The organism is Gordonia aichiensis NBRC 108223 (assembly GCF_000332975.1).
Taxonomy (GTDB): domain Bacteria; phylum Actinomycetota; class Actinomycetes; order Mycobacteriales; family Mycobacteriaceae; genus Gordonia; species Gordonia aichiensis.
This window is the reverse complement of the sequence record NZ_BANR01000001.1, coordinates 1-14,851: the sequence shown is the minus strand read 5'-3', so window position 1 is coordinate 14,851 and position 14,851 is coordinate 1. Positions and strand designations below refer to the sequence as shown.

At 63.9% G+C, this 14,851-nt stretch carries 16 protein-coding genes; 15 read left to right on the top strand and 1 reads right to left on the bottom strand.

Annotated elements, in window-relative coordinates; genetic code table 11:
* Nucleotides 1–96: 96 nt before the first annotated feature.
* From GOACH_RS00085 to GOACH_RS00015, 14 genes are all read left to right on the top strand, one after another.
* A complete protein-coding gene (locus tag GOACH_RS00085; protein WP_005168798.1) occupies nucleotides 97–1,176 on the top strand; it encodes an ABC transporter permease in 1,080 nt (359 codons plus the stop codon).
* The gene (locus GOACH_RS00080; RefSeq protein ID WP_005168795.1) at nucleotides 1,173–2,009 is read left to right on the top strand and encodes an ABC transporter ATP-binding protein; all 837 of its coding nucleotides are present in this window, start codon (nucleotides 1,173–1,175) and stop codon (nucleotides 2,007–2,009) included. The genes GOACH_RS00085 and GOACH_RS00080 overlap by 4 nt, the downstream gene beginning before the upstream one ends.
* On the top strand, nucleotides 2,006–2,881 hold the full coding sequence (locus GOACH_RS00075) for an ABC transporter ATP-binding protein (RefSeq protein ID WP_005168792.1): 876 nt from the start codon (nucleotides 2,006–2,008) through the stop codon (nucleotides 2,879–2,881). The genes GOACH_RS00080 and GOACH_RS00075 overlap by 4 nt, the downstream gene beginning before the upstream one ends.
* Nucleotides 2,878–3,474, top strand: coding sequence for a TetR/AcrR family transcriptional regulator (locus GOACH_RS00065; protein WP_169330841.1), 597 nt, complete (start codon nucleotides 2,878–2,880; stop codon nucleotides 3,472–3,474). The genes GOACH_RS00075 and GOACH_RS00065 overlap by 4 nt, the downstream gene beginning before the upstream one ends.
* A gap of 196 nt (nucleotides 3,475–3,670) precedes the next feature.
* On the top strand, nucleotides 3,671–4,195 hold the full coding sequence (locus GOACH_RS00060) for an MSMEG_0572/Sll0783 family nitrogen starvation response protein (protein WP_005168787.1): 525 nt from the start codon (nucleotides 3,671–3,673) through the stop codon (nucleotides 4,193–4,195).
* Between the two features lie 45 nt (nucleotides 4,196–4,240).
* Nucleotides 4,241–5,140 (top strand): carbon-nitrogen hydrolase family protein, encoded by a 900-nt coding sequence (locus GOACH_RS00055; protein ID WP_005168778.1) that lies wholly within the window; start codon nucleotides 4,241–4,243, stop codon nucleotides 5,138–5,140.
* Nucleotides 5,133–5,450 (top strand): MSMEG_0570 family nitrogen starvation response protein, encoded by a 318-nt coding sequence (locus tag GOACH_RS00050; RefSeq protein WP_005168777.1) that lies wholly within the window; start codon nucleotides 5,133–5,135, stop codon nucleotides 5,448–5,450. Before GOACH_RS00055 ends, GOACH_RS00050 begins: the two co-directional genes overlap by 8 nt.
* Nucleotides 5,447–6,733 carry an MSMEG_0569 family flavin-dependent oxidoreductase gene (locus GOACH_RS00045; protein ID WP_005168774.1) on the top strand — a complete coding sequence of 429 codons (1,287 nt, stop codon included), beginning with the start codon at nucleotides 5,447–5,449 and terminating at the stop codon, nucleotides 6,731–6,733. Before GOACH_RS00050 ends, GOACH_RS00045 begins: the two co-directional genes overlap by 4 nt.
* Nucleotides 6,734–6,804: 71 nt before the next feature.
* Complete coding sequence (locus GOACH_RS00040) at nucleotides 6,805–7,860, top strand: MSMEG_0568 family radical SAM protein (protein ID WP_005168772.1); 1,056 nt, start codon at nucleotides 6,805–6,807, stop codon at nucleotides 7,858–7,860.
* A 1-nt stretch (nucleotide 7,861) separates the two neighbouring features.
* A complete protein-coding gene (locus GOACH_RS00035; RefSeq protein WP_005168768.1) occupies nucleotides 7,862–9,295 on the top strand; it encodes an MSMEG_0567/sll0787 family protein in 1,434 nt (477 codons plus the stop codon).
* 30 nt (nucleotides 9,296–9,325) lie between these two features.
* Nucleotides 9,326–10,174: a carbon-nitrogen hydrolase family protein gene (locus GOACH_RS00030; protein ID WP_005168766.1), complete on the top strand. Its 849-nt coding sequence runs from the start codon at nucleotides 9,326–9,328 to the stop codon at nucleotides 10,172–10,174.
* Nucleotides 10,175–10,176: 2 nt separating this feature from the next.
* On the top strand, nucleotides 10,177–11,268 hold the full coding sequence (locus GOACH_RS00025; RefSeq protein ID WP_005168763.1) for an MSMEG_0565 family glycosyltransferase: 1,092 nt from the start codon (nucleotides 10,177–10,179) through the stop codon (nucleotides 11,266–11,268).
* 185 nt (nucleotides 11,269–11,453) lie between these two features.
* Entirely contained in the window at nucleotides 11,454–12,401 is a 948-nt protein-coding gene (locus GOACH_RS00020; RefSeq protein ID WP_005168759.1) for an alpha/beta hydrolase, read from the top strand.
* Between the two features lie 106 nt (nucleotides 12,402–12,507).
* Nucleotides 12,508–13,023, top strand: a complete 516-nt coding sequence (locus GOACH_RS00015; RefSeq protein ID WP_245551739.1) for a helix-turn-helix domain-containing protein — start codon at nucleotides 12,508–12,510, stop codon at nucleotides 13,021–13,023.
* A gap of 153 nt (nucleotides 13,024–13,176) precedes the next feature.
* Here GOACH_RS00015 and GOACH_RS00010 read toward each other — a convergent pair whose 3' ends face one another.
* On the bottom strand, nucleotides 13,177–13,797 hold the full coding sequence (locus tag GOACH_RS00010; RefSeq protein ID WP_005168755.1) for a TetR/AcrR family transcriptional regulator: 621 nt from the start codon (nucleotides 13,795–13,797) through the stop codon (nucleotides 13,177–13,179).
* A 101-nt stretch (nucleotides 13,798–13,898) separates the two neighbouring features.
* Here GOACH_RS00010 and GOACH_RS00005 point away from each other — a divergent pair, with 101 nt between their 5' ends.
* Nucleotides 13,899–14,801: an ABC transporter ATP-binding protein gene (locus GOACH_RS00005; protein ID WP_005168751.1), complete on the top strand. Its 903-nt coding sequence runs from the start codon at nucleotides 13,899–13,901 to the stop codon at nucleotides 14,799–14,801.
* Nucleotides 14,802–14,851 lie beyond the last annotated feature (50 nt).

The following is a 14,851-nucleotide window of genomic DNA, read 5'->3' as shown; positions in this document are numbered from 1 at the left end:
GGCGAACAGCCGTCGCCCCCTGTTCGTGCGATGCACGCCGCACTTTTAATTCATCAGGTGATGACTTTTGGCGGTCATTGTGCTTACACTCGCCACATGCGAGCGATGATCCTGAAGGAATTCCGCGAGTTACGGCGCGATCCGCGCACCCTGGCGATGTTGGTCGTACTACCGCTGCTGCTACTCGTGATCTTCGGGTACGCGGCCAATTTCTACGTGTCGTCGTCGACGACTGCGGTCGTCGGCCCGCAGGCAACGCAGTTCGCGAAGTCGTTGCCGGAGTATTTCGACGTCACGACCGTTGACACCGACGGCACCGAGGCCGACGCCACGGAGCTGCTGCGCGACAACAAGGTCGACACCGCCTTCGTCACCGGGCGCAGCACACCAGGCCAACCGCCAGTCGAAGCCCTGCTCGACGGATCGAATCTGTTTGGCGCCCAAGCAACATCGGGCTTGCTCAACAAGATGGGCAACAGCGTCAAGGTCCACGTGCTGTTCAACCCGGAACTCAAGACATCGTGGGTCATGGTCCCCGCGATCATCGGCCTCATCCTCACCTTCATCGGCACGATCGTCACCAGCATCGGGTTGGTACGCGAACGTGAGGCAGGAACCCTCGAACAGCTGGCCGTCATGCCGATCAAGCCCAGCCAGGTGATTCTCGGCAAGATAGCGCCCTACTTCCTTCTCGCGGCCATCGACATGATCATCGTGACCGTGCTCGGCATGTGGCTTTTCGGTGTGCCGTTCAACGGCAATGTCGGGGTCTTCGCACTCGGCGCTGCACTATTTCTGTTCGTCGTCCTCGGACTCGGCGTGCTGATCTCCACCATCTCGCAGACCACCGGGCAGGCCATCCAAACCGCCTTTCTGTTTCTCATGCCACAAATCCTGTTGTCGGGCATGATATTTCCGCTCGACGCCATGGCGGCCGGGGTCCGCTGGATCGGCTACCTACTCCCGCTCACCTACTTCACGATGATCTCGCAAGGCGTCATGATCCGAGGCGCATCAATCGGCTCGCTCTGGGTCCCGCTACTGGTTCTGGCGGTGATGGCCGTCGTCGTATTCACCGCCGCGACACTGCGTTTCCGTCGCGATCTGGCGCCCAATGCACATAAGGACGTACCGGCACAAGGGCATACGGATACGACCAGCGGTACGGCGTCATGATCGCCGCGGCGTCGTCGGTGACCGTTCGCTTCGGCGACACCGTCGCTCTCGAGAACGTGTCGGTCGAACTCACCGACGGAACGATTCTGGCTGCGGTCGGCGGTGACGGCGCAGGCAAGACGACGCTCCTGCGAGCTCTTGCGCGCGAGGTGGTCTGCGACTCCGGGACGATCACGTCACCGGACAAACAGCACCTCGGGTACCTTCCCGCCGGTCCCGGGTGCTGGGCCGCACTCACCGTGCGGGAGAACCTCGACTTCGTCGGCGAGATGTACGGCCTGCGGGGCGACGAACTCGTCGCACGTCGTGACGAGATGATCGAGCGCGCAGGACTCACCGTGGCCACTGACCGACCGGCCGGCGCACTCTCGGGCGGCATGCGGCGCAAGCTCGCCACGTCGATGGCGCTCATTCACCGACCGCGTCTTGTCATCCTCGACGAACCGAGCACCGGCGTCGACCCGGTGAGTCGAATCGATCTGTGGCGCATGATCTCCGAGTCCGCTGCAGCAGGCTCGGCGGTGATCATGTCGACGACCTATCTCGACGAGGCAGAACGTGCAGCACAGCTACTCGTCCTCGACGAAGGCCGCACGCTGGCGCAGGGTTCGTACGCCGACGTACGCGCAGGATTCACCGGAATCATCACCTCGTCACCTCACCCGGTCCGACGCGAATGGTCGTGGCGTCGAGGACATGAGCGTCACGAGTACTGGCCCGAGGACTCAGCCGAGCGGCCCCCTGCGGGAGCCACCACCGTAGACCCCGACCTGGAGGACATCGTGATCTCGCTGTCACTACGACGCCAACTCGTTTCAGCAGGTGCGCGATGACCGCCGACCGCCCCCTGCTCGCTGCCGACCAGGTGACGAAGCGCTTCGGCGACTTCACTGCCGTCGCCGACGTTTCGATGAGTGTCGGCGGCGGTGAGGTCGTCGGACTGCTCGGCGCCAACGGTGCCGGTAAGACAACGCTCATCCGCATGCTGCTCGGGCTGCTACGACCCACAGGCGGCTCGGTAACCCTGTTCGACGGTCCGCCCGATCAGGGCCGACGAGCCCGATTGGGTTATGTACCACAGAATCTCGGACTCTATCGCGATCTCACCGTCCGTGAGAATCTCGAGTTCTCAGCCGGAGCCTACGGTGTCGCAGTGCCGGAACTCCCCGAGGACCTCGCAGCACACCAGAACACGATCATCGGTTCATTGTCCCTCGGAGCGCAGCGTCGGATCGCTTTTCTGGTGGCACTGGCACACACTCCTGACGCGTTGATCCTCGACGAGCCGACGTCGGGCGTCGACGCACTCTCACGCGCGCGACTGTGGGATACGATTCGGGGCGAATCGGACCGGGGCACAGCCGTCCTGGTGACCACGCACTACATGGAGGAGGCGCAGGAGTGCGACCGTCTGCTGCTCATGTCATCGGGAAAACTCGTGGCACAGGGCAGTGAGAAGGACATCATCGGTGACACCAGGGCCGTGCAGGTCGACACCGACGACTGGGCGAACACCTTCTCCGCACTCAACGACGCCGACGTGCCCGTGATCCTGTCCGGAACCTCGATCCGGGTCGTCGACACCGACCCCGCGCAACTCGAGCAGGTCTTCGACACCGCAGACATACATGCAAGCGTGACCACAGTGCCCGCGACCATCGAGGAGAAGATGCTGTCGTTGGCCAGGCAGAGCACATCAGCGTGAGCGGCCGAAGAACCGGACGGCCCCCGTCTTCGGATTCCGCTGCCACGCGCAACGCCATCCTTTCCGCGAGCCGAGAGCTTCTGTCAGAGAGAGGTTTCGAGCGGACCACCATGCGGGCGATTGCCGGCCGTGCGGGAGTCGACGCCGCCCTGATCCACCACTACTTCGGCAACAAACGTGCCCTGACGGTCGAGGCCCTGCGACCCGACGTCGACCCGACGGCACTGTTCCTCGATACCCCACTGGACGCGTCGCATCCGGGGCGGGATTTCGTCCGCCGCGCGCTGCGTCTCTGGGACGACGACGACGCGCAGCGACAACGGGCCATCGCACTGCTGAGGATTGCAGTCACCGACGAGGAAGTGTCGAAGCGCATGGTGGATTTCTATGTTGGCGTTGCGCATCTCGCGCTCGGCGACATCGTCGCGGCCGACGATCGAGACCGCCGGCTCGTCCTCGTCGCCGGGCAGATGCTCAGCCTCGTCACCATGAGGTACGTGTTCCGGCGTCCCGAGATCGCCGACGCGACCGTCGACGAACTGGCCGAGGACGTCGGCCCGCTGATCGACCAGCTGCTCAAACCAGACCGCTGATAACCATTGTTGCGCGCCGAGGCCCATGAGTTATTCCGCGCGTAACCACCACGAAATACTTCGAGCGTGAACTAGCTGATGTAGCCGGAACGACCAAGTACCGCCACAGAGCGGGTGACGGCTCCACTCGCGAGGCAGTGTCGCCTCACCATCGTTCACTCCCGCGAGAACTCGCGGCAGCACCCCGAGGAGCATCGTGCCTTCCTTCGACGCGTCGATCAGCGACAACATCACCAAGTCCCTCAACGAAATTCCCCATCCCTCCCTGCCCAAGGGCTCGAACATCTACGGCGGGACGAAGATCTTCCCCGACTACCAGGCAGAGGACGGCGAAACCTACTTCACCCTGGTACACGGCATCGCCCACGAGTCGTCAGTGTCATTCGTCGCAGTCCTACAAGCCACCCGGGCACTCCGCAAGGGTTTCGAGTCGGCGATCTACTTCTACGGTCCGGGTGCCATCAATTGCCTTGCCACACGCGGCTTCCCGAAGACAGGCGACTCCGGCTTCCCAGGCGAGCAGAACATCAACGACTCCCTGGCCACGTTCATCGCCGAGGGCGGAACCGTCTTCTGCTGCCGGTTCGGACTGGCATTGCACGGCGGTCGAGAAGAAGACCTCATCGAGGGTGTGATCCCCGCCCATCCACTCGACGTGCAGGATGCAGTCATCCACTACGCCCGTAAGGGCGCGATCATCAACTCGACCTACATGGTGTGACATGACGATGCGCACAACATACTTCGACCATGTTCCGGAGTTGACATGACCAGAGTGGCAGCCGTTGCAGCGAACTTCTCGCGCGATCTCGAACAGAACTACGCAACCATCGAACACTTCGTCGCCGAGGCGAGGCGTGCGGGCGTCGACTTCCTCGTGTTCCCCGAGGCGGCGATCGGTGGCTACCTCTCGTCACTGGGCAATCATGGCGACACCATCAAGAACACGACACGATCGCTTCCGCCTGCGATCACACTCGCCGGACCAGAAATCCAGCGTGTGCAGGCAATCGTCGGGGACATGGTCATCGCGATCGGCTTCTGTGAGCTCGCCGACGACGGCGAGACCCGGTACAACGCAGCAGCGGTTCTCGACGGCACACACATCTACGGTAGCTACCGCAAGGTGCATCAGCCCCTGGGCGAGAACATGTCGTACTCGTCGGGTAACCGGTATGGCGTCTTCGACACACCCGTCGGACGTGTGGGACTCCAGATCTGTTACGACAAGGCATTTCCCGAGGCCGCACGGTTGATGGCCCTCGATGGCGCCGAGATCATCGCCAGCCTGTCGGCGTGGCCTGCCGCCCGTACCGCGACGGCGGAGAACCTGCAGGAAGACCGCTGGACCTACCGATTCAACCTGTTCGACGCCGCGCGAGCGCTCGACAACCAGGTGTTCTGGATCGCTTCTAACCAGTCCGGAACGTTCGGATCGTTGCGCTACGTCGCCAACGCCAAGATCGTCGACCCCGGCGGCAACGTACTGGCGACCACCCTGCTGTCGGAGGGTATGGCTGTCGCCGACATCAACATCGCGGAGACGTTCACGACGATGCGCGGCGGAATGTTCCACCTCCGCGACCGCCGTCCCGACGTCTACGGACCACTCACCGAACTCGACGCGACCGGCACCACAGGGTGGAGGGATCTGGCCCATGCCTGAAATGACGTTTGTGGTCCGGTGGCCCGATGGAGCCACGCAGAACTGCTACTCACCGAGTCTCGTGATGCACGATCACCTCCGAGCCGGCGACGACTACTCGGTCGCCGACTTCTGCCAAAGGTGCACCACTGCTTTGCGCGAGGCCGCAGAGCGGGTGCGCGCCAAGTACGGATTCGCGTGCACCTCCGCGGCAGCGACGATCGACGAGATCACCGGCACGGCACAACGGTTCGAGTCCGATGCACGTGTGCACATCGTCGACATGTATCCGCCCCTTCCCGCCACCCCGAACTCCCAGGCTGCCTCATGAGCGCGCCCACGCAGGCCATTCATGTGCCGGTTGTCATCGTCGGAGGCGGACAGGCGGGTCTGTCGGTCAGCTGGTATCTCAGCCAGGCACAGGTGGAGCACGTCGTGGTGGAGTCGAAGACACCGACGCACGCCTGGGCCGACGCACGGTGGGACAACTTCACTCTCGTCACTCCGAACTGGCACTGCCGCCTCCCCGGCTACGCCTATGACGGTCCCGACCCCGACGGCTTCATGACCCGAGACGAGGTCGTCACGTGGCTGGGCGGGTGGCTCGAGACATTCGACGCCCCGATCCGCACGCATACGACGGTATCCCGGCTACGTCAGATCGACTCGGCAACATTCGAACTCACCCTGCAGTCCGGCGGCGACGTCGAACTACTGCAGTGCGATCAGGTCGTGGTGGCCACCGGCGGTTATCCGCTGCCAGTCATCCCGCCGTACGCGTCGACACTCGATCCTTCGGTGCACCAGGTGCATTCCGAGGAGTACTTCGCTCCCGGGCAACTACCCGACGGCGCGGTCCTCGTCGTCGGAAGTGGACAGTCAGGCGCGCAGATCGCGGAGGATCTCCACCTGGCCGGCCGTCAGGTACACCTGGCGGTGGGCAGTGCACCGCGAGTTGCCAGACGCTATCGCGGACGAGATTGCATGACCTGGTTGGCGGAGATGGGCCTGTACGACACCCCCACCGCACAGTACCCGGGAGGCAAAGCGGCACAGGAGAAGACAAACCATTACGTGACGGGTCGAGACGGTGGCCGCGACGTCGACCTCCGCCAGTTCGCCACAGAGGGCATGCGGCTCTACGGCTCGCTCACGGGCGGCAAGGACTCAGGACTGACCTTCGCGCCGACGCTGCGCTCAGCGCTCGACAAGGCCGATTCCGTGTACAACTCGATCTGCGCCGACATCGACCGTTATATCGACGCCCGCGAGATTCAAGCACCTCCACCGTCGCGATACGAACCCGTGTGGCAGCCCGACGCTGAGCCCACACATCTCGATCTCATCGAATCGGGCGTCACCAGCATCGTGTGGGCGATCGGTTTCCGACCGGATTACCGCTGGATCGAAGCGAGTGCGTTCGACGGCGGGGGGCGTCCCATGCAAACGCGTGGAATCACCCAGGTACCCGGCCTGAGCTTCATCGGACTGCCATGGATGCACACCTGGGGATCGGGACGATTCCTCGGAATCGACGCCGACGCAAAGTACGTCGCCGACTCGATCGTCGAAGCGCTCGACGACACGCACGGACACGTCCGCGTCGCTTCCTGACAGCCAACCAGACATGACGGGCCATCGATGCCTCGGCTTCACTTCCACTCTCCACCGAACGGAGCACACACGTGACCGTTTCCACCCGTACAGATCTCGCCCTGCTGGGTATCCGCGGCACCCCTCCCGTCAACCGGACCGGTGGTGCCGGGCCGACTGACGACGGACACCTGATGATCGACGGCCTTCACGCTGCGATCCCACGAAATCCCGCCAGCCCGTTCAGCTTCGACGGCGATCATGTCCTCTACGACGGCCACGACACCGGACTCGTCGTACAAGCCATCTCTCGTCCGCGGTTCTACGACCTGGTCACCGACGAGGGTGTCAGCTACGAGAAGATCGCGAAACTGCACGGCAGCAATGTTCTTGCCACGACCGTCGTGCAGACCTGCATCCGCTACGACGCGACCCAGCGGTGTCGATTCTGTTCGATCGAGGAGTCACTGCGGTCGGGGTCGACAGTTGCGGTGAAGAAGCCCGCCGACCTCGCGGCAGTCGCGCGTGCAGCCGTCGAACTCGACGGTGTCACGCAGATGGTCATGACCACAGGCACGTCGGCAGGTCGTGACCGTGGCGCAAAACACCTGGCACGCTGTGTCCGCGCGGTGAAGTCTGCGGTCCCCGACCTTCCGATCCAGGTGCAGTGCGAGCCACCGGCCACGCTCGACACCATCACGGAACTGCGCGAGGCCGGAGCTGACGCGATCGGCATCCACGTCGAATCTCTCGACGACGAGGTTCGTCGGCGTTGGATGCCCGGCAAGGCAACGGTGTCGCTCGACGAATACCGCGCCGCCTGGGACGAGGCCGTCCGAGTGTTCGGTCGAAACCAGGTGTCCACCTACCTCCTGGTCGGTCTTGGCGAGGACCCGGACGAGATGATCCGCGGCGCACAGCAACTCGCGGATACAGGAGTGTATCCGTTCATCGTTCCTTTCCGACCACATGTCGGTACCCTCGCCGTCGACGTCGACGACGCGCGGGCCCCCGATCCCGCCATCGTGGAGAAGATCAGCCGCGAGGTCGCCGGACATCTGCAACTGATCGGCATGTCGGGGTCGGATCAACGTGCGGGTTGCGCGGCTTGTGGTGCGTGCAGCGTGTTACCGAACGTCGGAGGGTGACATGATTCTCGATGGTCGAGACACGACTCCACACACAACCGCCCACCGGGATCTCTCGATATTGGCCGGCCAGCCCCCGGCTCTGCCGCCCTTCCTCATCCGAGTTGCCGACGAACCGTCCGCGGTGACCGCCCATCATGCACTACGCCATCGCGAGTTCGTCGAACGCCAGGGACTGTTCGACTCCTCCGACCGCGACGACATCGACGATGACCCCCGAACCGTCGTTCTGGTCGCGGTCACCCGGGATGGTGCTGTCGTCGGCGGAGTTCGTCTGGCGCCCAACCACACCCCGGACATCGGTTGGTGGTCGGGTAGCCGTCTGGTCGTGCTGGACCCCCAGCACTCCGCCGGGATCGGGGCAGCTCTCGTGCGGGCCGCGTGTGCTCATGCCGAGTCGATCGGTGTCGTACGGTTCGATGCGGCCGTCCAGGACCGCTATGCGCCGATGTTCTTCTCCCTCGGCTGGCGTGATTGCGGGGCCGGCGAGACAATCGCCGGACGAACTCATCGTCGGATGCGGTGGCCTATCGGACGGATGCAACGGACCGTCGACGCCACGAAGTCGATGCTGGCCGAGGTTCTCAGCCCCTTGGCAGATCAACCTGACGGTTTGGGCCCCAAGGGTTTCCGCGGTGACGACGGCACACCTGTGCCGGGCACCGATGTCATCGCCGCCTGCGACGCGATTCTTCCCTCGATGGTGGAGCGCGACCCGGAATGGGCCGGATGGTGTTCGGTGCTGGTGAACATCAACGACCTTTCCGCGATGGGAGCAACTCCGGTGGGCCTTCTCGATGCCGTTGGCACGCCAACTCGAGGACAACTGACGCGGGTGATCCGGGGTCTGTCGGATGCAGCGAAGGCGTGGCAGACGCCGGTTCTCGGTGGTCACACCCAGGTCGGCGTGCCCGCCTCCCTCTCGGTGACCGCGCTGGGGCGAACCGACCATCCGGTGGCGGCGGCAGGGGGTCAGGTGGGCGACGTCGTCTCGCTGACGGTTGATCTCGGAGGTGGTTGGCGTCCCGGATACCACGGAACACAGTGGGACAGCACCAGCAGTAGAAGCACGACAGAACTGGCGCAGATGGCTCGATTCGTAAGCGAGACACGTCCCGCCGCAGCGAAAGACGTCAGCATGGCAGGGATCACGGGCACTCTCGGGATGCTCGCCGAGGCGTCGGGGACCGGCGCCGAACTCGACGTCGCTGCCATTCCGATTCCCGCCGCCGCCGACATGGGGTCCTGGCTCACCTGTTTCCCCGGATACGCGATGTTGACGGCTGACCGTCGGAACCTCGCGCCTGCGGGCGGACCCGTGACGTCAGCGGCATGCGGGCGGTTGACGCCAGAACCTGGTGTTCGACTGCGGTGGCCCGATGGCGAAGTGACCGTGGCCGTGGCCTCGTCGGTGACCGGACTGGGTGCTGCATGACACTCGTTGCGGTGGGTAGGGTTCGATGACATGACCACGGTGACGCTCGGTGCACTTGCCGCACACTTCGGGCGCGACGTCGATCGTGGGCTGTCCAAGGCGCTCGGCATCATCGAGGTCGCGGCGCGCGACAATGTGGATCTACTCGTTTTTCCCGACGCGTCGATCGGCGGATACATCGGGGATCTGCGGGCGCCCGACCATTACGAGCTACCACCGGCACTCGACCCGGACGGACCCGAGTTGGCGGCGATCATCGCTGCGGCAGGCGACATGACCGTCTGCATCGGCTATACGGAGGCCGATGCAGACCGCAGGTACAACACTGCGGTCTGTGTGTCGGGTGACGGAATTCTCGGTCGTCACCGCAAGGTTCATCAGCCTGCAGGCGAAAGCGAAGCCTATTGCGCCGGAGACTCATTCCGAGCCTTCGACACGCCAGTGGGGCGCCTCGGCATGCTCATCGACTACGACAAGACCTTTCCCGAGTCAGCACGAACCCTTGCCATCGACGGGGCTCGCGTCATCGCCGCGCTGTCGGCGTGGCCAGCCAGCGTGACCGACCGGGCCGCGCGGTTGCCCGCCGACCGACAGTCACGGCTGTTCGATTTGTACGACTGCGCCCGGGCTGCCGAGAATCAGGTCTTCGTCGTGTCGTCGAACCTGACCGGGGTGACCGGATCACTGAGGTTCCTCGGCCAGGCGAAGGTGGTCGGGCCTGGCGGAGAGATCTTGGCGACGACGCGATCCAAGGGCGGCATGGCTCAGGTGAGCGTCGACGTCGACGCCGAGATCACCCGTGCACGTAGGGTCCTCGACCATCTTGCCGAGCTGCGGCCCGACGTGTATCGGGTGGACGAATCGCTGACGGAGGACTAGATATGCGCGTCGCGCTCATCACCTACTCGACCAAGCCTCGTGGCGGAGTGGTGCACACCCTCAACCTGGCCGAGGCACTTGCCCGTCTCGGCGCCGAGGTGACCGTCTGGAGTCTGGCCCGCGGGGGCGATCAGGGATTCTTCCGGACCATCGATCCCGTTGTGCACCAACGTCTTGTTCCGTTCGAGAACCGGGATGGCGAATCGATCACCGAACGAATAGTACGGTCGATCGATACATTGCGCGCAGCGTTCACGGCCGTCGAGTACGACATCGTCCATGCACAGGACTGCATCAGCGCGAACGCTGTCGGCCACTGCATCCGGACGATTCATCATCTCGATCAGTTCACCACCCCGATCCTGGCGGAGTGCCACGAAAAGGCCGTGGTTGCACCGTACGCACGGATCTGCGTGTCGCGCGGTGTCGCAGACGAGGTGCGAGCGGAATGGGGTTTGACCCCCACCGTGATACCCAACGGCGTCGACTTCGCCCGATTCCACGATGCTGCATCGAACGCGCCGGAGGCCATCGCGCGCCGCGAAGGTTGGCGGAATCGACTGGGACGGTATGTACTCGCGGTCGGAGGTATCGAACCACGCAAGGGCAGCATCGACCTGCTTGACGCTTGTGCGCTCGTGCGCGACGTCGACCCCGACCTCGGTCTGGTGTTCGCCGGAGGAGAGACCCTCTTCGACTACCGCGACTACCGGAGCGAATTCGACTGCCGCCACACAGAACTCGGGCTACGGACGACGGTCCTCGGTCCGGTCGACGACGACCAGCTGCCGTCACTGGTGGCTGCGTCGGAGGTCTTCGCCTTCCCTTCCACAAAAGAGGGCTTCGGCCTCGCCGCGATGGAAGCGCTCGCGGCCGGTCGCCCCGTCGTGGCGCGTGAACTGCCCATCCTGCGCGAGGTCTTCGGGGACACAGTCAGGTACGCGGAGAGCGCGGACTCCCTCGCGGACGAAATCCTCGCCGCGAGAACCCCGGACGCACAGCGTGCACATCACGGCAGGTCTCTTGCGAGATCACTGACCTGGAAGGCGGCCGCACGAGCGCACCTGGCCTTCTATCGCGATCATCCTGCGTAGGGGTCTATCAGCCGCTACTCTCCTCGACTCCGTGGATCTCGTCGAACTGGACGAAGGTTTTGTCGTTCAGAGAGTGTGCGTTCCTAGGATCGATCTTTCCTAGGAACGTTTCGGTCCTGTTGCGGTGCTGAGGCAGCTCGCAGACTGGTCTTATCAGCCAGTCACCGAGATGAGGAGGCGCCGAGATGGCCACCGCCACGGCAACCAACATCAAGCACGTCACGTTCCGCAACCCCGACATGTACTGGGATATCGCTGCGGACATCTACTTCCCGCCGAACTTCGACGAGAACACCACCTACCCCACGATCGTTGCGGCGCATCCGATCGGCTCGTGCAAGGAGCAGACCGCGGGCAACATCTACGCGACCGCACTGGCCGAGGCCGGCTACGTCGCGATCGCGTTCGACGCCAGTTTCCAGGGTGAAAGCGGCGGCACGCCACGCTTCGTCGAAGATCCCACCCAACGTGTGGAGGACTTCCGCCGCGTCGTCGACTACCTCGAAACACTTCCGTATGTCGACAGCGATCGCATCGGTGTCCTCGGAGTGTGCGGCGGTGGCGGCTACACACTGAACGCCGCGATGACCGAAAAGCGGTTCAAGGCCGTCGTGTCGATCACCGGCGTCAACTACGGCCGGATGATCCGCGAGAACGCCGCAGCCGCCGACGGCGTGATCGCAGCCCTGCACACCATTGGCACACAACGCTCGGACTATGCACGTGGTGGCGAGCCCGTCGTCAGCGGCTTGCTTCCTGATTCCGCCGAGGCAGCCCAGCAGGTCGGCGACATCGACATCATCGAGGCCTACGACTATTACCGCACCGACCGCGGCCAAGCGTCCAACGGGTGCGTGTTGTTCGAAGCCGGCCACGGTGCCGTGGCACTCGGGTGGGATGCCTTCCACCTCGCCGAGGAACTACTCACCCAGCCGTTGCTCGTCGTCGTCGGTGACAAGCAAGGTGCCTTCGGCGCCTATCGTGACGGTCACGAGATCATCGAACGCGCCGCGTCGAAGGACAAGAAACTCGTTGTCCTCGAAGGCGTATCGCACTACGACCTCTACGACCAGCCCAAGGGCGCCGGCGAGGCACTCAAGACGGTGATCCCGTTCTTCGGCGAACACCTCTGATCGGCGCCGCACCGACCCCCTGACGAGTCACGCGAGAGCGGTGTTCTGCATTCCATGTCACGGGTGCAGAACATCGCATCACTCGTACCCGGAGTTGATCTCTTCCATGACCACCACCACGCACCACTCGTACGCTGAAGGAATGCCTGCCCGCGGCCCCGAACCACACCTCAAAGAGCTCGGCGCGTTCCTACGAACGCGACGCGGCGAACTCACCCCGGCACAGGCAGGCCTACCCGAACTCGATCAGCGACGCCGCGTCAGCGGCTTGCGGCGTGAAGAGGTGGCGCAACTGGCGTCGATCAGCACCGACTACTACACGCGCATCGAACAGGGGCGACTCGCCCCGTCACCGCCGGTGCTGACCGCGCTCGTCGACGCCTTACACCTCGACAGCGACCAGGCCGAGTACCTCGACAGCCTCGCCAACCACGCAGGCCACCAACCGGCGACGACGAAACCCGTACGCACATCCAGTCGTATCCGCCCGCAGGTCCGACGCCTCATCGACCAACTCGCCGACACCCCCGCCATCGTCCTGGGCCCGCGCACCGACATCCTCGCCTGGAACCGAGGAAAACTCCCCCACCCAGCAAAGGCTCGCCGAACTGGTTCGTGCTGACTAGGTGCACCGTGAATCATGCCACTCGGAGTTCTCGAGGGCATGCGGGACTTCCCGGCTGACCTGCTATTCGACGCCGGAAGGTCAGTGTCGACAAACACGCCTCGTAGCGCCGATGAGAGTCGACGTTTGATAGCTCCGGGGTGAATGGGTTTAACGCGATAGCGGTTCGGCGAGATAGTGCTGGATGGCCGGGGCGACGGTGTGCACGATCTGGTCCCTGTTGTAGTCGGCCAGTGGTGGCACCTGTGCGAGGTTGCGTGCGATGACGATGCCGAGCATGTGCGCTCCGGCGAGCAGTATCCGTGCGACGATGTCGTCGGGCATGTCTCGATCTGCCGGCATATGGCTGGTCACCTTCGACATGAGCATGTCGCGCAACAGTTCTGCCGCTCGCTCGGTGGTCAGAGCAGTCCGCAACATGGCGCCCATCATCGGGCCGGTGTCGGGGTCCTCCCAGATATCGAGATAGGCCGATGCGAACCGCTCGCCGAGGCCCTCGACATCGCCGTCGAACACACCGGACATGCGATCCCCGATGACGGTCCGGTCGGCGATGGTGGCACTGAACAGTCCCTGTTTGTCGGTGAAGAAGTGACGGATCAGCGCCGGATCAACACCGGCCTGTGCGGCGATGGCTCTCATCGACGCACCGTCGTAGCCGCGTGCCGCGAACAGTTCCCGTGCTGCGTCGAGGATGGCGTCGCGGTTGGCTCCGTCGCCTGCGGGGCGTCCGGGGCGCCGCTTCGGGGATGCCGGTGCCGTGTCGTGCATAGCGGCAAGGGTAGCGCCTGGTGTCCAATATGTCCTCAGGTGTGGAATTACTTCTACGTATGTGGAACCATTGCGGATAACACCGACGTTTGGAGGGCGCCATGTCCGATGATGACCTCGTCATCGACGTAGCAGGTTTGCACAAGTCGTTCGGCACATTCGAGGCATTACGCGGTCTGGACCTGACGGTCCGGCGTGGTGAGGTCCTCGGGTTCCTCGGCCCCAACGGTGCGGGCAAGTCGACGACGATCCGCGTCCTGTTGGGCCTGCTGAAAGCAGATTCGGGCACCGTGCGACTACTCGGCGGTGATCCGTGGCGCGACGTCGTCGACTTACATCGGCGGTTGGCGTATGTGCCCGGCGATGTGTCGTTGTGGCCGAGCATGACCGGCGGTGAGGCCATCGATCTGTTGGGCTCGTTGCGCGGCGGACTCAACGAGGACCGGCGCGACGATCTCATCGAGCGTTTCGAGCTTGATCCGACCAAACGGGGTCGGCAGTACTCCAAGGGCAATCGGCAGAAGGTCGCGATCGTCGCGGCGTTGTCGTCGGATGTGGAGTTACTGATCCTCGACGAACCCACCTCAGGTCTGGACCCGTTGATGGAGAACGTGTTCCAAGAGGTCGTCGGCGAAGCGGTCGCCAGGGGTACGAGTGTGCTGTTGTCGAGTCACATCATGGCCGAGGTCGAAGAACTCGCCAACAGGCTCAGCATCATCCGTGACGGCGCGATCGTCGAAACCGGAACCCTCGCCGACCTACGCGGCCATACCCGCACCACAGTGCACGCCGATCTCGACACACTGCCCGACGACAACCGGCTGTCGATGCTGCACGACGTCGCACTCGACGGGCATCGACTCACCGCGACAGTCGATTCCGACAAGATCGGCGACGCGATGAATGCACTGATGCCGTGCGGGTTACGGTCGCTGACCGTCGAACCCCCGTCACTCGAGAGCCTCTTTCTGCGCCTCTACGACGACGCGAACAGTGGCCGGTGATGGCCGAGAATTCTGCGGTCGTTGGTACCGCACCACTACTGCGTGCCTCA